The organism is Streptomyces sp. ISL-96, from assembly GCF_018614035.1.
Classification (GTDB): Bacteria; Actinomycetota; Actinomycetes; order Streptomycetales; family Streptomycetaceae; genus Streptomyces.
In genome coordinates this window covers 1-17,794 of sequence record NZ_JAGGPA010000059.1, presented here as the reverse complement: position 1 = coordinate 17,794, position 17,794 = coordinate 1, and the positions used below count along the sequence as shown (strand labels likewise).

The window sequence follows — 17,794 nt, the reverse complement described above, 5'->3', positions numbered from 1 at the left end:
CTGCGTCACCCATTTGGCCGTGCGAGATGGGGCCACACGGACCTTGAATTCCATTCGAGTGAATCAGCGCAACCAATCGTCATAACGAAAGTTGAGCCTGACGCAGAACCCTGAGTACCGGACTAACAAGGAAATCAAATGCTCAAGAAGATGATGGCCACGGCGGCAGTAGCAGCCTCTGTAGTCGGGTTCGGCGCTGCCGGAGCCGGTCAGGCGATCGCCGCCGTAGACGACCACACGACCGCGAACGCGAGCGGCAACGGATCGGTGCAGAAGTACGGCAACTCCATCACGAAGGGCAAGCAGAGCCCTCAGCTGTCCATCATCCAGGGCTCGTTCAACAAGCTGTGTGTCGCCGCCCCGGTCAGGAACATCCAGTCGGTGGTCGGCGCCGTCAACGTCGGCGTCCAGGACATCCTGTCCAACCCGCAGGAGCAGCAGTGCGTCGAGAACTCCACCCAGAACAAGGGCGACGAGACCCTCTCGCACCTCCTGGACAACGCCATCGCGGGCAACGGCGCGACGAACGACTGACGCTGATCACGGTCTGAACCCCAGTGCGCCCCTGACCACGGTCAGGGGCGCACTGCTGCGTACAGAGGGGGCGATACAGGCGACCTGCACGCCGGAAGGCCGACGCACACACCCATGACTGGTGTACGCGCCGGCCTTCCGGCACCGCAGGAGAGACGCCCGCGCTTCCTCAGCCGCCGAGCGGCATGCCGCCGATCATCGGAGCCGCCGCCTTGCCGGTGTCCACCGCGGTGCCCATCAGCTTCGAGGGGTCACCGTTCCTGGCCTCGTTGACGGCCTGAGCGGTGTCGGTCGCGGTGTGCAGGAGGGGCTGGACGGTGGAGTCCACGGGCTGGTGGGTGTGCAGAGCGTCAGTCAGTTGCTGCACGCCGCCGTTCAGGCTCATCGACTTGTAGTCGGCAGCGACGGCCGGAGACGCCGCTCCAGCGGCCGCTCCAGCGGCCATCATCGAAACGGCAATGGCCGAGGCGGCCTTCATGTACGTCATTCCAGTAATCCCTCTTCGTGCTGGCGTAATCCGCGAACTACGAATCCCGTGACATTCCGACGCTGCTGTTCCATGTCACTTACACCAGGACTAACGAAGGCCCGGACGGTGAGAAACTGAAACCGTACGCCGTTCTTGCCGATTCACTCGGATGCGGGGATTGAAAGATGGCCGGGCATGACGATGGAGCGGGTCCGGGGGACCCGCTCCATCGAACATCTCAGCGTCCTGCGATTCAGCCCTGCGGTGCCCTGTTCCGACGGAACATCAGCACACCGCCACCGAGCAGCGCGGCGCTCATCGCGGCGGCGACTCCCAGTTCACCGGCGCCCGTTTCGGCCAGGCTCGGGGCCCCGTGCGTGGCCGGGAGCACGCGCGCGGCCGGCGCGACGGCCGGAGGCTCGTCCATGGGCGGCTTGTTGACGGACGGCTCGCCGTCGGGCAGCTCGGCGGCCGGAGGCTGGTGCCCGGGCCGGACCTCAGCGGGAGGGCGGTTGCCGGGCGGCGTGTGGCCGGGAGGCTGCTCGGCCGGGGGCTTGTCGCCGGAGTCCTCGTCGCACGGCTCGTCATCGGGGTTCTCGTGCCGGGGCGGCTCGTGGTGAGGCGGCTCGACCCGAGGCGGCTCGTGCCGGGGCGGCTCGTGCCGGGGCGGCTCACTGTGGGGCGGCTCGCCACCGGGGTGCCCGGCAGCGGGCGGCTCCTCACCGGGCTTGTCGCCACCGGGGTGCCCGTCACCCGGGTGGTCGTCACCCGGGTGGTCGCCACCGGGGTGACCCCCGCCGGGGTGGCCCCCGCCGGGTCGGTCTTCACCAGGGTGGCCGCCACCAGGGGGCTTTCCGTGGCCGGGCTTGTCGTCACCGGGGGGCTTGCCGGGGCCCGGCTTACCGTGGCCGGGCTTGGACGGTTTGGTCGAGTGGTCGACGTTGGCGCACTCGTTGCCGAAGGCCGGGTTCAGGAGGGCGATGAAGTTGATCGTGTTGCCACACGCGTTCACCGGAACGTCCACAGGGACCTGAACGTTGTTGCCGGACCCGACGCCCGGCGAGTTGGAGACATCCCCGTCCGCCCCGGAGTCCGCGACAGCGGAGCCACCGGTCATGGCGAGGAGCCCGGAGGCCGCCGCCGCGGCGAACACGCCTCTGCTCAAAACCTGTCGCACTTTGCCGTTCCCTGTCTTTCATGCCTGCGGGCGAGCCGATTGCTCACACGCGATGAGGGAGGTTCAGTTGGCCCCGAGCACATGGGGTGCGCTGGGGGCCAACTGGGACCGAACACCTAGCGGTTCGGACTGGGAACTACTTGTTGATGCACGTGTTGCCGAAGGCCGGGTTCAGAAGCGCAAAGGCGTTAACGGTGTTCCCGCAGATGTTCACCGGGATGTGGATCGGAACCTGAACGTTGTTGCCGGAGATGACGCCCGGGTTGCCCTTGACAACACTGTTCGCTCCGGAGTCGGCGATGGCCGGGGAGGCGACACCGACGGCCAGGAGCGAGCCGGCGATGAATGCGGCGCTCTTCATGTACTTCACTTTAAGAACCTTTCCGGCGGCGACACCCACACAGCCACGTCCTTCGCGCTGCACGAGTCTGTCTTCTTCACGCCCGTAGCGTCGCCGTCGTCATCGGTAACGATCCGCTCCCACCGAGGAAACCCCATAAAAGAAGCTATCTTTCCACCGTCACCCGAACGCCCTAACATTCAATTACTCCGCACACCAATGCCCGGCCTCCCCACAGGGAGAACCGGGATTGGCGGGCGCGGGCCGTCAGACGGCTGAGCCGGGGGCCTTGGGCAGCTCGGCAGCGCCGGGAGCCTTGGGCACATCGGCGCCCGGGACCTTGGGCAGCGGAGGCAGTCCCGCGAGGTTCGGAGCCGGGAGGCCGCCGCCCACGACGATGCTGACGATCACGTTGAGGGTGGCAGTGATCGTGGCCGCGACAGCCTCCTTCACCTTCGTCGCGTCACCCGTCTCCGCGGCCTTCACCAGTACGCCGACCTTGGCACGCAGATCAGCGACCGCCTTGACCTTGAGGTCCTGGCCCGCGTCGGCGCGGGGCGTTACCACGGGCGGCAGGGCGGGTGCGGGACCGGCGGGGACTTCCAGGGCCGTGCCGGGCGCCTTCGGGAGGTCCTTCAGTGCGTCCTCGATCGCCTTCATGTGCTTGGCGAGCTCCTCCGGTGACAGCTTGCCACCGGAGGCGATGACGGCGTCGAGGAGGTCGGTCACGGGGGTCAGCACGCTGTCGATGTTGCGGAGCAGCTTCACCTGGGAGGTCAACTTGGCGGCATCCGGCAGCGGGTCTTCGGCAGCAGAGACCTCCGCGGCGGGCGACGCCGGCACCGGGGCCGCTATCGCGCCTCCGGCCGAGCCGAACACCAGTGCCCCGCACACCACGGAGGAAACGACGAAGCCGGCGGTCCGGGAAATGCGCATGCGAAGAGTCCTTACGTGAGGGGTGCGTCCCTGGAGAGTGGGGACAACGCCACCGTGCAACCGGCGGACACGCTCCGCAACTTTTCCTCCACGCTGCGTCAGTAGTGGATCGCCTTGTCGAAGTCCTGGAAGCTGTCGTCGCCGACGTCCGGAAGGACGGCAAGGAGTCCGGCCGGTCGCCCGTCGGGCGCATCCGCCTGAGCCAGTGGAGCCGGTCCGGCGAGAGCCACTGCCAGGCCGACGACGAGCGATACGGCAGCGGCGGCCGCGCTTCGTGTCTTCATGACCTGCCAACGGCGCGGGCCGTCACAGGTCACGCGAGGCTGCTGCGATCGGGCACGCGGTCCTGATGCGGGACCGAACTCAGGTACGCGGCCGGCTCCAGCGGGCGGTCGGTGAAGAAGCGCAGAGTCAAGTCCGCGACCTCGTCGGCCTTTTCGAGTACGACCCAGTGGTCGGCGTCCCGGATCGTGGTGAAGCGGCTGCCCCGGATGGTCGCGGCGAAGACCCGCTGGCGCTCCGCCGACGTCACCGTGTCGTGCTCCCCCGTGAAGACCAGCGTCGGTACTCCGGACAGGCCCCCCGAGAAGTCCGGCCGGTCACCGAGGGAGCGGTACACGGAGTCCGCGGCGTGCGGGGAGTGCGTGACCGCGTGCAGCATGGAGCGCTTGACGTACCGGTAGGCGAGGTCTCGGCGGGCGACGTACCGGTCCGGGTCGAGGCACATCAGCGCTTCCGTCACCAGCGTGGCGAAGCCGTCCCTGTCCCCGGCGGCCAGCCGGTCGGTGGCGCGCTGCCAGTGCGCCCGCTGGGCCTGCGAGATGTGGACCGGGACCCCGCCCAGAATGAGCCGGGCGATCCGCCCCGGGTTGTGCTGGGCACAGCGGAAGGCGAGTGCGGCGCCGTAGGAGAAGCCGAAGAGGTTGACGCGCGGTACGTCGAGATCGTCGATGATCCGGGTCAGGGCGGCGCACAGGATGTCCGCGCTCGGGCCGGGTGGCAGGGGCGCCGCGCCGCCCATGCCCGGCAGGTCCGCGGTCACCACCTCCGCTACCGGGCCGAGCCGCCCGTCCATCTGGGGCCAGCCGAGCATCCCTTGCAGGGCGCCGCCCAGGACGACTACTGGTTCGGTGCGCGGTTCCGTGCTCGGGCCCGTGACGGGGCCGGTGGCCGGGCAGGTCTGCTTCAGCAGGCGGTAGGAGTAGCGCAGCCCGTCCACCGACAGCGAGCGAACGGTTTCCTCGGGCATGCTCCATCTCCCTCTCGACGTGCGGATCACAGTCAGCTGCGCGTGAGGACCAGCGCGGCGTTGTGCCCGCCGAAGCCGAGCGATGTCTTGACGGCGCAGTCGAACGCGGCGGGGCGGGCGGCCTTCGCGACCACCTCCACCGGGATACGTGGGTCCAGCGACTCCAAGTTGGCTGTCGGCGGGACGAGTTGGTGCTCCAGGGCGAGCACGGCCAGAGCGGTCTCGATGCCGCCGGCCGCGCCCAGGGTGTGGCCCGTCATGGCCTTGGTCGAGGTGACGAGTGGGTCCGCGCCCAGGAGGCGGTGCAGCATCGTCGCCTCGATGAGATCGTTGAACACCGTTGACGTGCCGTGCGCGTTGACGTGGCCGATGTCGGACGGCGTAACACCCGCGTCCGTCAGCGCGGCCCGCAGCGCGCTTTCGATGCCCTTGCCCTCGGGGTCGGGGGCGACGGCCGAGTACGAGTCGCTGGACGCGCCGTAACCGGCGATGCCCGCCCGGATCCGGGCGCCGCGCGCGGCGGCGTGCTCGGGGCGTTCCATGACCAGCAGTCCGGAGCCCTCGCCGACGACGAAGCCGTCGCGGTCGGCGTCGAACGGGCGGCAGGCCGCGGCGGGGGCGTCTCGGCGCGTGGACACCGCTCGCATCTGGCAGGCGCTCGCGATCAGCAAGCGCGAGCAGACCGACTCGGCGCCGCCGGCGATGGCGATGTCGCACGCGCCGGTGCGCAGCATCTGGTGCGCGGTGCCGATCGCCACGGTGCCGGACGAGCAGGCCGTGGAGACCGCCATGCTCGGGCCGCGTGCGCCGAGGTCCATGCAGACACTGCTGGCCGCGCTGTTGACGACGGTCAGCGGGGCGAGCTTGGGGGAGACCCGGCGCGCGCCCTTCGTGGTCAGTACCGCGTGCTGGTCGTCGTAGAAGGGAAGGCCTCCGTGGGCGGATCCGATGACCACCGCGACCCGGCCGCTGTCCCAGACCGAGGGGTCGAGGCCGGCGTCCGCGACGGCCTCGCGGGCGGCCAGTACCGCGAGTTGGGAGAAACGGTCCATCAGACGCTGGGCCGCCACGCCGAGGATTTGCGCCGTGTCGAGGTCTTCGGGGGGGATGGCGTACATGAAGTCGCAGGGGAGGTCGCGGAGTTCCTCGCGCGGGCCCACGGACGAGCCGCGGACCTCGCCGCGCGTGACGTTTCGCCACGCCTCGTCGACGCCGACCCCTGCCGCTGTGACCAGGCCGAGTCCTGTCACGGCCGCCGTGAAGGGCGGGGTCGTCGGCCTGGTCATCGGAGGGTCCTGCTGTGTACGCGCTCGACGAGCTCGACGAGTTCGCCCACGGTGTTGCGGGACGTCAACGTCGCGTCTTCCAGGTCGATTTCCAGCTGCTCCTCGATGAGGATGCGGAATTCTTCCAACGCCAGTGAATCCATGCGCAATTCGTAGAGTGGGATCTCGGGACGGACGGCCGCTGGGTCAACTCCGAATTTTTGCACCATCAGCGTGCTGACGGCGTCTGTCGCACTGGGCACTCGTCGCTCCTCCGAGTTCGTCCGGCAACCTTTATACGCGCCTCCCCGGACGGGCTCTTACAACGTTCGCCCGATGTAATGGTGGCTAGCGCGTGCGTACGGATTGCGGTGAAACTCCGGGGGAGTTCGATGTTCAATGCACGTGGGGACCGCCTGTCATCCTCGGTTTCCCCCGGGGGACAAGGGCCAGGGCTATGGCCGCGCTCGCGGCGGCTGCGAGGGCGCAGACGGTGAACGCGTCGGTGAAACCGGTGGGCTCCGTGACGCTTCGGGTTCCGCCCTCGATGGCGCCGCCGATGCCGGCTGCCGCGATGGTGGAGACCACCGCCACGCCTATGGAGCCGCCCACCTCGTGGAAGGTGTTGACGACGGCGGAGGCGAGGCCCGCCTCGTGGTGTTCCACCATCGCCAGCGCGGTCGTGGTGGCAGTGACGAAGACCGCACCCAGGCCCAGGGACGCTACGGCCAGGCCCGGGAGGAGGGTGGCGTACACGCTGCCGTCCGCGGTGAGTCGCGTGAGGGGGACCGTTCCCGCCGCCGCGATCGCCAGGCCCGCCACCGCGGTCGTACGGCTGCCGATGCTGCTGATGAGGTGGGACGCGAGGTGGGCGCCGATGCCTGTGGCCACGGCGACCGGCAGGAATATCAGGCCGGTGCGCAGTGGGCTGAGGCCGCGGGCGTGCTGGAGGTAGACCGATCCGAGGAAGAAGAACGCGATCAGCAGCGCGGTCGCGATCAGCATCAGGAACGCGCCCGCGAGGACCGGTCGCCGGGTGAACATCTTCAGGTCCATGAGGGGGGCGTCGGTGGCGCGTTCCACGGCGGCGAAGAGGGCGTAGAGGACGGCGGCGGAGGCGAGGGGGACGAGCGTGGCGGGGGCCGCCCAGCCGGTGTCGCCCGCCTTGACCAGGCCGTAGACGAGGGCGCCGGTGGCTGCTGTCACCAGGAGTGCGCCGGGCAGGTCGAGTCGGGTGGGCCGGGGGGCGCGGGCCGGGACCAGGGCGGGTACGGCGGCCAGCAGGGCCAGGCCTACGGGCACGTTGACGTAGAAGACCCACTGCCAGCCGGGGCCCTCGGTCAGGGCGCCGCCGAGCAGGACACCGGCGGCGGAACCGGTGCCTCCGATGGCGGCCCATACGCCCAGCGCCTTGTTGCGTTCCTTGCCGTGGAAGGTGGTCGTGACGAGGGCCAGTGCGGCCGGGGACAGCAGGGCCGCGCCGATGCCTTGGGCTGTGCGGCCGGCGAGGAGGGCCGGGGCGGTTTCGGCCAGGCCGGTGATGAGGGAGGCGGCGGTGAAGAGGGCCAGGCCGGCTACGAGGGTGCGGCGGGCACCGAAGGCGTCTCCCAGCCTGCCTCCCAGGAGCATCAGGCCGCCGAAGCAGAGGGTGTACGCGGTGACGGCCCAGGTCAGCGTCGGGCGGTCGAGGCGGAGGTCGACTGCCATGTCGGGCAGGGCGACGTTCACGACGGTGACGTCGAGGATCAGCATGAACTGGGCCACGCAGACTACGGCGAGCATGGCCCAGCGGTGGGGGGCGGCTGCTGCTGCTGTTGCTGCTGCTGCTGCTGCTTTCTGGGGCTTTGGGGTCGGTGCCGCGCCGCGGCGTCTCCTCGGACGCCGAACGTTCGGGTAGCGCGTTGTTTCGTTGGGCTGGTTGCGTTCGGCGCCCTGCGGGGAGCGCCCCGGCGCGTCCCCTCCTGGCACCGTTGTTCGCGAGGCGGGGCCGGGCGGAACCTGGCCGGGGTTCTTGGCGAAGATCAGGGCCGCTGTTACGCCCAGGGCTGCTGCCGCCGCTGCCGCGGCCATCGCCGGAGCCATGCCCTCCACGAACGCGCGGCGGGCCGCCTCGGCGAAGGCATGGGCTGTTTCAGGTGGTAGGTGGCGGGCCATTGCCAGTGCCGTGCCCAGGGATTCCTGAGCGGCTGCCAGCGCGTCCGGGGGTATGGCGTTGCTGTGTGGGGTCTCGGTGAGGGCTGTGCGGTAGGTGCCGGAGAGCAGGCTGCCGGTGACCGCGACGCCGATCGCCGAGCCGAGCTGGATGGACGCACTGTTGGTGGCCGAGCCGACGCCCAGGTCCTGTTCCGGGAGGGAGCTGACGATTGCGTCGCTGGTGGACGTGATGACGAACCCGGCCCCCGCGCCCAGCAGCAGCATCGCCGTCAGTACGCGGGCGTAGCCGTCGGTGGAGGTGGTCGTACTCAGGATCGCGGACGCCGCCAGCAGCAGGGACAGGCCCGTCGCCGAGATCGCCCGTACACCGATACGCGGCGCCAGTACGCCCGCCAGCGGGCCCGCGATCAGCAGCGCGAGAGCTGCCGGGCCCAGCCGCAGGCCCGTCTGCCCGGCGTCGTAACCGAGGACGAACTGGAGGTACTGGACGGTGATGAAGAGCGTGCCGATCAGGGTGAAGGAGCCGAGGAGGATCAGTACGTCGCCCGACGCGAGGGACCGGTTGCGGAAGATGCGCAGGGGCAGCATCGGGGTGCTGATCGACCGCTGGCGGGCGATGAAGGCCGTCAGCAGCAGGGCGCCGGCCAGGAACGCCGTCAGTACGGCGGGGCTGGTCCAGCCGCGTGACGGGGCCTCGATCACCGCCCACAGGGCGGTGGCGACGGCTGCCGTCGAGAGGAGCGCTCCGGGTACGTCGGGCCGGGTGGGGGTGGGGGAGACGGAGTTCGGGACCAGGTAGGCGGCGGCCACCAGGCCCCCTATGCCTATCGGGAGGTTGATCAGGAACACCGAGCCCCACCAGAAGTGGCTCAGCAGCCAGCCGCCCGCCATGGGGCCGACTACCGTTCCGACGCCGACGGCCGCCGACCAGATGCCGATCGCCTTGGTGCGCTCGGCGCCGCGTGGGAAGACGTTTCCGATGACCGCGAGCGTGGCCGGCATGATCAGCGCCTCGCCTACGCCCATCACGCCCCGCGCCACGATCAGCGTCGTAACGGATCCGGCGTACGCCGCTGCCACGGAGGCCGCGGTGAAGAGGGTCAGGCCGGTCATGAACACCCACTTGCGGCCCAGGCGGTCCGCGAGGCTTCCGCAGAACAGGACCAGGCTGCCGGCCATGAGCAGGTAGCTGTCGACGATCCACTGGAGCTGGCTGGTGGTCGCGCCCAGTTCGCTGACGAGGGTGGGCAGGGCGACGTTGAGCACGGTGGTGTCGAGGCCTACGACGAACAGGCTTACGCCCAGCACGGAGAGGGTGAGCCATCGGCTGGTGGGTGGGTGCGGTGCTGCTGGTGGTGCTGGTGCTGGTGTTCTGGTGGTTGGCATGAACTGTACTGTACGGATCAGTTCATGTGAACTCAACCGTTCAGTTCAGTTGAGTGTTAGGGTCTGGGTATGAGCTTGGACAGCAAGCGGGCACCCAGCGGGCCCCGCGCCGCCCTCAAGCGGCAGGCGATCGTCCGGGCCGCCCGTGAGGCGTTCCTGCGCGAGGGCTTCGGGGTCGGCATGGACGCCATCGCCGCCGGGGCGGGCGTGTCGAAGGTGACGGTCTACAACCACTTCGGCAGCAAGGAAGCGCTGTTCACGGCGGTCATCACCGAGGCGCTCGACGAGCCGCTCGGCAGCTCGTCCGCCGCCGCCCTCGAAGGACTCGCCGAGGCCGAGGACCTTCGTGCGGCCTTCGTCGACGCCGCGAGGACCTGGGTGAACGCCGTCAGGACCAACCAGGACGTCATCGCCCTGCGCAACCTCGTCGCCGCCGAACTGCACCGCTTCCCGGAACTGGGCGAGGCGTGGAAGGGCCACGGGCCGGAGGGGCACCATCCGGTCGTCGCGGGGGCCCTGCGCAGCCTGGCCGAGCAGGGGCGGCTCGTCATCGTCGATGTGGAGGTGGCGATCATCCAGCTGTACTCGCTGCTGGTTTTCCCGCACATCGTCTTCAGCACGTACGGCACGGCCATCGACGATCAGCTGACGGAGCGCCTGATCACGGGTGGCGTGGACATGTTCCTGAGCCACTACAGCCCGAAGGGGTCAGGAAGCGCGGCTTCCTGACCCCTTGTGGTTCAGCTCTCTTCGCCGCCACTGCCGTACGGGCGGGTGATCGCTTCCAAGCCGTGGCCGGCCGGATCCGTGAAGTACACGCCGCGACCGCCGTCATTGCGGTTGATCTCGCCGGGTTGCTTGCCGTGCGGATCGGCGTAGTACGTGATTCCGGCGTCCTGGATGCGCTGGAAGATCCCGTCGAACTCCTTCTCGGTGACGAGGAAGGCGTAGTGCTGGACGGTGATCGACTCCGCCGGGAGGGTCACGAAGTCCAGGGTGATGTGGTTGCTCAGTTCTATGGCGATGAACGGGCCCCACTCAGACGAGATCTCCAGGCCCAGGATGTGGGCGTAGAACTCGGCTGATTCCCGGTTGTCATGGGAGTGAACGATGGTGTGATTCAGCTGTACTGACACTGTGGAATGCCTCCGTAGGGCAAACTCACGGGCTACCTCCATGCCTCACCCGGTCGGTGACCGACACGCGATGCCGTGCGGTGATCGTAAGCCGAACTCTCGTTCGTGTCACTCGATTTGTCCGTCGGCGGCCGGTCTCTCGGGTGCCGTCGCGTGACTTCGGTGACGGCTACTCAGCTCCTTCCGCTATCCATATGGTTGGACGGAGAGTAAGAAGGGATCCTCAGAAGCAATGTACGAACGGGCGGACGCGCATCCAGGCCTCATGCCCGTACAGGGCATGCGAGCGGGTGACCATGCGTTTCTCAGTTACGAGGACGACGAAACCAACTGGGACGCGCTCATCACGTACACCCGCACCGGACTGGCACGCGGTGAGAAAGTGATCATCTTCGCAGCGCCGCAGCTCGACCCCGACGTCGTACGCACGCGAATGGACGGCACCAGCCGGCTGCTCGCCGAGGCCCGCGGGCGGGGGCAGCTGACCCACAGCAGCATGCGCGCACTGATCCGGCCCGAGCGCGGCTTCACCCCCGAGCGGCAGTGGGAGCGCCTCCGCGAGGAGACGGCGCTCGCCGTGACGCAGGGCTACCAGGGGCTGCGGGCGTTCATCGACATGCACTGGGTGGCGGACCTCGACGCCGACGTCGAGACGATGATGTACCGCGAATCCCACGCCGAGCACTTGTTCGAGGGGCGGCCGTACAACGAGATCTGCTCCTACGACCGGCGCGCGTTCGACGACGACGTACTCGACGCCATGTCGGACGCACATCCCCGGTCACTTCTCGACACCCTCGGTGAGCTGCGGATTCTGCACTCCGACGGGTCAGTCAGACTCGCGGGCGAGGCCGACCACGCCACCCGCGACCCATTCCTGACCGCCCTGCGCGACGCACTGGGGCGGACCGCCGGGATCCGGTGGCTGCTGGTGGATCTGATGCCTCTGCACTTTCTCGGCGTACGGTGCGCCCTCGACCTCATCGACCACATCGCCGGGGCCGCCGGGCACGACGGCGTCGAGGTCCGGTGCGGCGCCGCGCAGGCGGCGTTGCTGCGCAGACTCGGCTCGGAGCAGGTCCGGCGCCTCACGCTGACGGAGGCGGTCCGGGAATGGTGACCGAAGGGGTGCACCTCAACGGCGGCGGGCCGCAGGAGCGGCTGCTGGAGTTCGACTTCACCCGGGAGGACATGCCCAGGCTGCGCGTACTGGTCGACCAGTACGCCGCCTGGGCCGGGCTGGCGGAGCCCCGGCGGGGCGACTTCGTCCTCGCGGCGGACGCGGTGGCGACGAACGCCGTCGAGCACGGCGGCGGGGGCGGCAGGCTGCTGCTGCACCGTTCCCCCGGGGTGCTCGAATGCACGATCAGCGACTCGGGGCCCGGCTTCGCACCGTCTGTGATCCCGGACCTGGCACCGGGGCTGGGCGGCAGCCACTGCGGGCGGGGGCTTTGGCTTACGCGGCTTATTACTGATCGGCTGGTTATTACGGGTGGTGGTGGGAGTGGTGCGGGTGGTGGCAGTGGTGCCGGTGATGGGAGTGGTGCGGGTGGCGGCAGCGTTGTGGCGTTCATGATGGGGCTGCCGAGTTGACTCTTAGTCGCTACGCGGGGGCGGCGAGCTTGGCGGCCCCGAAGGAGACGTCGAAGCGGTCGCACCAGATGCTGACGCTCGTGAGGCCCTTCAGGTCGAGGTCGGCGGGCAGCGCGTAGTTCTGGTCGCCCTTGTTGCCCTTGAGCTTGCCCAGGCTGACGTACTTGCCGTCGTCGAAGACGTGCCAGCCGTCCTTGCCTTCCTTCACCGGCGCATCGGTGAGCCAGACGCGCAGGTCTGGGCCGTTGCTGGTGTCGAGGTTCTCCAGGCGGAGGGTGCGGGAGCCGTCGGGGAGCCGGATGACCTTCACCGTGCCGCTGGTGCGGTGCTCGTGGCTGATCAGGGTCCCGGAGGCGAGGGTCCGCAGGGCGGGCGGGCTGGACGGGGCGGATGGGGCGGCGTCCGGCGTGGCGGGCGGCTGGGTGGCGGGGGCCGCGGCGGGGAGTTCGTCCTGCACCGTGTCGTCCACCCACAGCTTCCACGGCTGGAACCAGTACAGGCCCACGCCCGCCACCAGCATTCCAACGAGCAGTATTCCAATGACCACGGGCTTGCGGAGTATGTGCCTCATGGGTCCATTCAACGCCCGAAAGGCCGCTCCGACCTCGGCATTTCCGTGACGAAAGTCTTACGCCGCTAGCCCGGTGGAGGGGACTTGGGCGTCGTACGGCTATGAACCGGCCCGCCCGTGGGACGAGAGGCACATGCATGCCATGTGCCACGTCCAGCGCTCGATGCGCAGCGGCGCGCCGACGGCGCTGCTGATACTCGCCGTGGTGCTGGGCGTGGTGCTGGGTGAGGGCGGGTCCGTACCGGCCCGGCCGCCGGTGGCGTTGGTCGCCGAATCAGCTCTCGGCGGCGGTGAATGCCAGCCGTCGGACGCCGTCGACAGTGAAGTGCGCGGGTCCGCGGAGAGCGCCCGGGGTGCCCGGCGGGCGCGCGTGAGGAGTGGCAGCAGGGGCCGGGCGGTGGGGGCGGAGGCGTCGTACCGGCGTACGAGGACGGGGAGGCGGTCCGTCCGCCCGGTCGGGCGGAGGGACGTACCGGTCGATGTGCCGGCGACGTGCGCGGTGCGGCGGTGGGTGGTTCTGCGCTGCTGAGGGGGCCGGACGGTGGCACCGACCGTGCCGCCGCCGTCGCCGTCGGCGCCGCTTCGGCGCCTGCGCTGATCCCCCCTCGACCGTAAGGACGTTCATTCACCATGCACATCGACCCGTACGCCGCCCTGAACGCCATGGTGCGCGCCGAAGTCGCCCGCTCGTCCGAGCCGCAGCACTCCGACGCGGCCGGTGAAGCAGACACCCCGACCAGTGACAACACCACCGGTGACAACACCGGCGGCAGCGATGCGGACCCGACGGTCGCTCGACGCCGCTGATAGCTTCTGTTGGGTTGTAGAAGTCACGTGCGGGCAAACGAGCCCACGCGAGCTCGACCGACACACAAACGGAGTTGAAGTTCTCATGGCCCTGTGGGACCGCATCAAGGAATCCGCCCAGACGATGCAAACCCAGCTGGAGGCGAAGAAGAACGACCTCAAGAGCGGCTCCTTCCGTGACGCGAGCATGGCCATGTGCGCCCTGGTCGCCGCCGCCGACGGCACCATCGAGCCGGCCGAGCGCCAGCGGGTGGCCCAACTCATCGCCACCAATGAGGTGCTGAAGAACTTCGCCGCCGACGACCTCCAGCGTCGTTTCGACGACTACCTGAACAAGCTCACGACCGACTTCGCCTTCGGCAAGGTCAGCGTGCTCCAGGAGGTCGCCAAGGCCAAGAAGAAGCCGGCGGAGGCGCGCGCCGTCATTCAGATCGGCATCGTCATCGGCGGCGCCGACGGCGACTTCGACAAGACCGAGCAGGCCGTCGTACGGGAGGCGTGCTTCACGCTCGACCTCCCGCCGCACGAGTTCGACCTGTAGCGGCACACGAGGCGGCGGCGTCCCCAGCGGGGGACGCCGCCGCCTTCGTCATGCATGCGCCTGAGCTGTATGCGCCTGTGCTGCGCAGGGCATGCGCCTCAGCTGCGCATGTGCCCGCCCGGCCGTTACGCCCAACAGGAGCCCCGCGCCCGTGCGGAGTAGGGTAATGGCAAGGCAAAGTAGCCGGTCGCCCTGTGTGCGTTCTCGGCTGCCGTGCCCGGAAGCACGCAGGTGCCGCGGCCTGGCAGCAGACCGGGAGGCAGAGCATGGGCACGCGCCGCACGACGTTGCCGGGAGTCGGTACGCAGTACGACTTCACCACCGGGAGCGGCCAGCACATCTCAGTTGTCGTGCACAAAGACGGTCGGCGCTTCATCGGCTTCTACGACCGTGACGACCCCGACGCGTGTCTGCTCTCCGTACCCCTTTCACCCGACGAGGCCACGGCCCTGGCCCACCTGATCGACGCGGCGCCCATCGACGCCGTACGCACCGATGGGATCGATCTCGTCACGGAGCACATCCAGGTGAGCAGCAAGTCGCCGTACGCCGGACGGCCGCTCGGTGACACCCGGGCGCGCACCCGTACCGGCGCGTCGATCGTCGCCGTACTCCAGCGAACGGCGGCGACCCCGTCACCCGGGCCGGATTTCCGCCTGTCCGTCGGGGACACGCTGGTGGTCGTCGGCACCCGCGAAGGTGTCGACGCGCTCGTCGAGATCATGTCGGGGGGCTGACCCGTGCACAACACCACCGCGCTGCTGATAGAACTCGGCTCGCTCATCCTGGCGCTCGGCTTGATAGGCAGGCTGGCGGGCCGCGTCGGCCTCTCCCCCATACCCCTCTACTTGCTGGCAGGGCTGGCCTTCGGACACGGTGGTCTGCTGCCGCTCAATGCGAGCGAGGACTTCGTGGCCGTCGGCGCCGAGATCGGCGTCATCCTGCTGCTGCTCCTGCTGGGGTTGGAGTACAGCGCCTCGGAGCTGGTAACCAGCCTCAAGACTCAGTACCCGTCGGGGGCGGTCGACTTCGTCCTCAACGCGACGCCGGGGGCTGTCGCGGCGATCGTCCTCGGCTGGGGACCGGTGGCGGCCGTGGCGCTGGCGGGTGTCACCTGGATCTCCTCGTCAGGGGTCATCGCCAAGGTCCTCACCGATCTGGGCCGCCTCGGTAACCGCGAGACGCCGGTCGTGCTCGGCATCCTGGTGATGGAAGACCTGTCGATGGCGGTCTACCTGCCGCTGCTGACCGTGCTGCTCGCGGGCGTCGGGCTGGCGGGCGGCAGCGTGGCGCTCGTGATCGCACTCGGTACGGTCGGGCTCGTCCTGTACGTCGCGCTGCGGCACGGGCGCCTGATCAGCCGGGCGGTCTCGTCGGACAACCCGGAGATGCTGCTGCTGGTCGTGCTGGGGCTGACGGTGCTGGTGGCAGGTGTAGCGCAACAGCTTCAGGTCTCGGCGGCGGTGGGCGCATTCCTGGTCGGCATCGCGCTGTCGGGGGACGTGGCGGAGGGCGCGCGGCGACTTCTCACTCCCCTCCGGGACCTTTTCGCAGCTGTTTTCTTTGTTTTCTTCGGCTTGTCGACCGACCCGGCGGACATCCCGCCGGTGCTGTTGCCCGCGCTGCTGCTGGCGATCGTGACGGCGGTGACGAAGATCGCCACGGGCTGGTACGCCGCCAGGCGGGCCGGCATCGGTTCGCGCGGGCGGCTGCGGGCGGGTGGGGCGCTGGTGGCGCGGGGCGAGTTCTCGATCGTGATCGCGGGCCTGGCGGTGGCGACGGAGCCCCGGATCGGCCCGATCGCCACGGCGTACGTCCTGATCCTGGTCATCCTGGGCCCGCTGGCGGCACGGTGGACGGAACCACTGGTGTCGCGCATGCGGAGGGGGCGAAGGCGGGGGCAGGGCTGGGGCGGGGACCTGACCCGGGGAGAGGGAGCCGGCGGTACGGCCACGACGCGGGCATCCGCCCCACCCCCTGCCGAAGAGACGATCACCCCGACGTCACCGACGCTGTAGCGCAACGCGGGGGCGGCCCAAAGAAAAACGCCCTGCACGGGGGCTCAGTGAGTGGCACCGGTCGGTTCGGTGGCCGACGGCCGAGTGGGTGGGGCGCGGTCTGTTTAGGGGGCGGCGCGGCCCCAGTCTCGGCGACTGCGGCGACGGCCGCTGGTGCGACACCCCCATTGCCACGCACACGAGCACCCACGAGCGGTGTACGGCCGGCCGACCGGGTCGACCTGCGGACCGGCCGGTCCGCAGGCGGGACGCATCAGTTGAATGGGGGGACTCGGGTGGGTGTGGCGTCCGCCCCGTCCGGTGGTCGGTTGTGCCTCAAGCAGGTGGCTGGTGTGGGTGGGTGGAGGGGCACCCAGGGGTCGGTGGTCCTGCCGACGGCCCGGCCGGACGAGCGGCCGGACGAGCGATCGGGCTAGCAGGCCGGCTCGACACACTCGGCGGGAGCGGTTCGATACGAACCCAGCAGAAGACGAACACGGGCGCCCTTTTTGCCCCACTTGCCCATATTGAGGCGGCAGCAAGTTGCGCCACGCGGCGGTTTCGGTTCACTCCTGCGACGCGACACGGACCGCCGAGGTGCCACTAGCCGAACCAGAGGGCGGCTGAGCACTCCCACGCTCGAACGAACGGGACGAACCCAGCAGAAGACGAACCCCAGTGTCCCATTTGCCCGGCTCTCGGCGCATCGGGGAGGACCGGACATGCGTCACGTACTGGGTTCGTTGCATGCCAGGAGCCCGGCATGAGATTCCACGTACACCTAGTGGCGCAGCCGACATCGGGTGGGGCCGTCCGATGACGAGACTCCCCTATCCGCGCACGGAAATAGAACCTGGGAGGCCTGCGTCACCGCCACTGGCGTCATCGCGCTGCCGGGCCGCGTCGCGGCCCGGCGATCTCGGCAGAAAAAGCAGTCGTCCTCCACTTGGTCTTCCTGACACGATCTGGTTGTGACGACGTTGTTCCTGACGGTCGGCCTGCCAGGGGCCGGAAAGACTACGAGGGCTCGGCAGCTGGCCAAGGAGCACAGCGCGCTGCGCCTGACGCCGGATGAGTGGATGAATCCGCTGTTCGGCGAGCCGGAGGCGGATGGGAAGCGCGATGTCCTGGAAGGACGGCTGCTCTCGCTTGCTCTGGAGGCACTAAGGCTGGGAACCAACGTGGTCCTGGATTTCGGATGCTGGTCTCGTGATGAGAGGTCCGCTATCCGCTGGTTGGTGGAGTCCGTGGGCGCGTCCTGCCAACTTGTATACGTGCCGGTGGACCACGAGACCCAACGTGCTCGGATCGTCCATCGACAGTCGACCACCCCGGATCAGACCTTCGCGATGAGCGAGGCGGACCTCTTGCGCTGGAGGACGCTGTTCGAGGAGCCCGACGCCACGGAACTCGACGGACATGGGGTTGGAGGTCCGCCTCCTGGGTGGTCGGGATGGCTGGAGTGGGCTGCCGATCGGTGGCCGTCGCTCGCGTGACTGTCCGACCCAAACTCGGTGCGGCCCGGCACAGGGGCGGGACACTGGGCCTTCCGTGGGCGCACTTCGCTGATTCGACAACGTGCCGCGTCGGCTGGAAGGTCCGCCGGACAGGCCCTAGACCCAATGCTGGTGATTTAGGC

The 17,794-nt window shown here is 69.2% G+C and carries 21 protein-coding genes and 1 pseudogene; 10 read left to right on the top strand and 12 right to left on the bottom strand.

Annotated features, from left to right (window positions below; all coding sequences use genetic code 11):
• The first annotated feature begins 138 nt into the window (after window positions 1-138).
• Entirely contained in the window at window positions 139-534 is a 396-nt protein-coding gene (locus J7E96_RS30005; protein ID WP_215135837.1) for a rodlin, read from the top strand.
• Window positions 535-703: 169 nt separating this feature from the next.
• On the opposite strand, the gene J7E96_RS30000 is transcribed toward J7E96_RS30005, so the two are convergent.
• The 10 genes and pseudogenes from J7E96_RS30000 to J7E96_RS37810 all read right to left on the bottom strand — a co-directional run.
• A complete protein-coding gene (locus J7E96_RS30000) occupies window positions 704-1,021 on the bottom strand; it encodes a hypothetical protein (RefSeq protein ID WP_215135835.1) in 318 nt (105 codons plus the stop codon).
• A 235-nt stretch (window positions 1,022-1,256) separates the two neighbouring features.
• Window positions 1,257-2,168 carry a chaplin family protein gene (locus tag J7E96_RS29995; RefSeq protein ID WP_251070636.1) on the bottom strand — a complete coding sequence of 304 codons (912 nt, stop codon included), beginning with the start codon at window positions 2,166-2,168 and terminating at the stop codon, window positions 1,257-1,259.
• Window positions 2,169-2,316: 148 nt separating this feature from the next.
• On the bottom strand, window positions 2,317-2,550 hold the full coding sequence (locus J7E96_RS29990; RefSeq protein WP_215135974.1) for a chaplin: 234 nt from the start codon (window positions 2,548-2,550) through the stop codon (window positions 2,317-2,319).
• Between the two features lie 237 nt (window positions 2,551-2,787).
• Window positions 2,788-3,456, bottom strand: a complete 669-nt coding sequence (locus tag J7E96_RS29985) for a hypothetical protein (protein ID WP_215135833.1) — start codon at window positions 3,454-3,456, stop codon at window positions 2,788-2,790.
• A 98-nt stretch (window positions 3,457-3,554) separates the two neighbouring features.
• Window positions 3,555-3,740 carry a hypothetical protein gene (locus tag J7E96_RS29980; RefSeq protein WP_215135831.1) on the bottom strand — a complete coding sequence of 62 codons (186 nt, stop codon included), beginning with the start codon at window positions 3,738-3,740 and terminating at the stop codon, window positions 3,555-3,557.
• A 29-nt stretch (window positions 3,741-3,769) separates the two neighbouring features.
• Window positions 3,770-4,705 carry an alpha/beta fold hydrolase gene (locus J7E96_RS29975; RefSeq protein ID WP_215135829.1) on the bottom strand — a complete coding sequence of 312 codons (936 nt, stop codon included), beginning with the start codon at window positions 4,703-4,705 and terminating at the stop codon, window positions 3,770-3,772.
• 32 nt (window positions 4,706-4,737) lie between these two features.
• Entirely contained in the window at window positions 4,738-5,991 is a 1,254-nt protein-coding gene (locus J7E96_RS29970) for a beta-ketoacyl synthase (RefSeq protein WP_215135827.1), read from the bottom strand.
• Complete coding sequence (locus J7E96_RS29965; RefSeq protein WP_308296194.1) at window positions 5,988-6,233, bottom strand: acyl carrier protein; 246 nt, start codon at window positions 6,231-6,233, stop codon at window positions 5,988-5,990. Before J7E96_RS29965 ends, J7E96_RS29970 begins: the two co-directional genes overlap by 4 nt.
• Window positions 6,234-6,366: 133 nt before the next feature.
• On the bottom strand, window positions 6,367-7,752 hold the full coding sequence (locus J7E96_RS37815) for an MFS transporter (protein WP_251070645.1): 1,386 nt from the start codon (window positions 7,750-7,752) through the stop codon (window positions 6,367-6,369).
• Window positions 7,753-8,034: 282 nt separating this feature from the next.
• Window positions 8,035-9,510, bottom strand: a pseudogene (locus J7E96_RS37810) (DHA2 family efflux MFS transporter permease subunit); the annotation flags it as partial.
• Between the two features lie 69 nt (window positions 9,511-9,579).
• Here J7E96_RS37810 and J7E96_RS29955 point away from each other — a divergent pair.
• Window positions 9,580-10,239 (top strand): TetR/AcrR family transcriptional regulator, encoded by a 660-nt coding sequence (locus J7E96_RS29955; RefSeq protein ID WP_215135823.1) that lies wholly within the window; start codon window positions 9,580-9,582, stop codon window positions 10,237-10,239.
• Window positions 10,240-10,250: 11 nt separating this feature from the next.
• Here J7E96_RS29955 and J7E96_RS29950 read toward each other — a convergent pair whose 3' ends face one another.
• Entirely contained in the window at window positions 10,251-10,646 is a 396-nt protein-coding gene (locus J7E96_RS29950) for a VOC family protein (protein ID WP_215135821.1), read from the bottom strand.
• A 265-nt stretch (window positions 10,647-10,911) separates the two neighbouring features.
• Here J7E96_RS29950 and J7E96_RS29945 point away from each other — a divergent pair, with 265 nt between their 5' ends.
• Window positions 10,912-11,766, top strand: coding sequence for an MEDS domain-containing protein (locus J7E96_RS29945; RefSeq protein ID WP_251070635.1), 855 nt, complete (start codon window positions 10,912-10,914; stop codon window positions 11,764-11,766).
• Window positions 11,760-12,239 (top strand): ATP-binding protein, encoded by a 480-nt coding sequence (locus J7E96_RS29940; RefSeq protein WP_215135817.1) that lies wholly within the window; start codon window positions 11,760-11,762, stop codon window positions 12,237-12,239. Before J7E96_RS29945 ends, J7E96_RS29940 begins: the two co-directional genes overlap by 7 nt.
• Before the next feature lie 10 nt (window positions 12,240-12,249).
• On the opposite strand, the gene J7E96_RS29935 is transcribed toward J7E96_RS29940, so the two are convergent.
• Window positions 12,250-12,810 carry a DM13 domain-containing protein gene (locus J7E96_RS29935; protein WP_215135814.1) on the bottom strand — a complete coding sequence of 187 codons (561 nt, stop codon included), beginning with the start codon at window positions 12,808-12,810 and terminating at the stop codon, window positions 12,250-12,252.
• Window positions 12,811-12,943: 133 nt separating this feature from the next.
• Between J7E96_RS29935 and J7E96_RS29930 the strand changes: the two genes are divergently transcribed.
• From J7E96_RS29930 to J7E96_RS29905, 6 genes are all read left to right on the top strand, one after another.
• Window positions 12,944-13,339: a hypothetical protein gene (locus tag J7E96_RS29930; RefSeq protein WP_215135812.1), complete on the top strand. Its 396-nt coding sequence runs from the start codon at window positions 12,944-12,946 to the stop codon at window positions 13,337-13,339.
• Between the two features lie 101 nt (window positions 13,340-13,440).
• On the top strand, window positions 13,441-13,617 hold the full coding sequence (locus J7E96_RS29925; protein WP_215135810.1) for a hypothetical protein: 177 nt from the start codon (window positions 13,441-13,443) through the stop codon (window positions 13,615-13,617).
• Window positions 13,618-13,702: 85 nt separating this feature from the next.
• The gene (locus tag J7E96_RS29920) at window positions 13,703-14,158 is read left to right on the top strand and encodes a tellurite resistance TerB family protein (RefSeq protein WP_215135808.1); all 456 of its coding nucleotides are present in this window, start codon (window positions 13,703-13,705) and stop codon (window positions 14,156-14,158) included.
• Window positions 14,159-14,424: 266 nt separating this feature from the next.
• Window positions 14,425-14,895, top strand: coding sequence for a cation:proton antiporter regulatory subunit (locus J7E96_RS29915; protein WP_215135806.1), 471 nt, complete (start codon window positions 14,425-14,427; stop codon window positions 14,893-14,895).
• 3 nt (window positions 14,896-14,898) lie between these two features.
• Entirely contained in the window at window positions 14,899-16,176 is a 1,278-nt protein-coding gene (locus tag J7E96_RS29910) for a cation:proton antiporter (RefSeq protein ID WP_215135804.1), read from the top strand.
• A 950-nt stretch (window positions 16,177-17,126) separates the two neighbouring features.
• Window positions 17,127-17,651, top strand: a complete 525-nt coding sequence (locus J7E96_RS29905) for an ATP-binding protein (RefSeq protein ID WP_215135802.1) — start codon at window positions 17,127-17,129, stop codon at window positions 17,649-17,651.
• Window positions 17,652-17,794 lie beyond the last annotated feature (143 nt).

Excerpts from the sequence above, each read along its gene's own strand:
- J7E96_RS30005 (WP_215135837.1), top strand. The coding sequence starts at position 139 with ATGCTCAAGAAGATGATGGCCACGGCGGCAGTAGCAGCCTCTGTAGTC.
- J7E96_RS30000 (WP_215135835.1), bottom strand. The coding sequence starts at position 1,021 with ATGACGTACATGAAGGCCGCCTCGGCCATTGCCGTTTCGATGATGGCC.
- J7E96_RS29985 (WP_215135833.1), bottom strand. The coding sequence starts at position 3,456 with ATGCGCATTTCCCGGACCGCCGGCTTCGTCGTTTCCTCCGTGGTGTGC.
- J7E96_RS29980 (WP_215135831.1), bottom strand. The coding sequence starts at position 3,740 with ATGAAGACACGAAGCGCGGCCGCCGCTGCCGTATCGCTCGTCGTCGGC.
- J7E96_RS29975 (WP_215135829.1), bottom strand. The coding sequence starts at position 4,705 with ATGCCCGAGGAAACCGTTCGCTCGCTGTCGGTGGACGGGCTGCGCTAC.
- J7E96_RS29970 (WP_215135827.1), bottom strand. The coding sequence starts at position 5,991 with ATGACCAGGCCGACGACCCCGCCCTTCACGGCGGCCGTGACAGGACTC.
- J7E96_RS37815 (WP_251070645.1), bottom strand. The coding sequence starts at position 7,752 with ATGCTCGCCGTAGTCTGCGTGGCCCAGTTCATGCTGATCCTCGACGTC.
- J7E96_RS29955 (WP_215135823.1), top strand. The coding sequence starts at position 9,580 with ATGAGCTTGGACAGCAAGCGGGCACCCAGCGGGCCCCGCGCCGCCCTC.
- J7E96_RS29945 (WP_251070635.1), top strand. The coding sequence starts at position 10,912 with ATGCCCGTACAGGGCATGCGAGCGGGTGACCATGCGTTTCTCAGTTAC.
- J7E96_RS29940 (WP_215135817.1), top strand. The coding sequence starts at position 11,760 with ATGGTGACCGAAGGGGTGCACCTCAACGGCGGCGGGCCGCAGGAGCGG.
- J7E96_RS29935 (WP_215135814.1), bottom strand. The coding sequence starts at position 12,810 with ATGAGGCACATACTCCGCAAGCCCGTGGTCATTGGAATACTGCTCGTT.
- J7E96_RS29930 (WP_215135812.1), top strand. The coding sequence starts at position 12,944 with ATGCATGCCATGTGCCACGTCCAGCGCTCGATGCGCAGCGGCGCGCCG.
- J7E96_RS29925 (WP_215135810.1), top strand. The coding sequence starts at position 13,441 with ATGCACATCGACCCGTACGCCGCCCTGAACGCCATGGTGCGCGCCGAA.
- J7E96_RS29920 (WP_215135808.1), top strand. The coding sequence starts at position 13,703 with ATGGCCCTGTGGGACCGCATCAAGGAATCCGCCCAGACGATGCAAACC.
- J7E96_RS29915 (WP_215135806.1), top strand. The coding sequence starts at position 14,425 with ATGGGCACGCGCCGCACGACGTTGCCGGGAGTCGGTACGCAGTACGAC.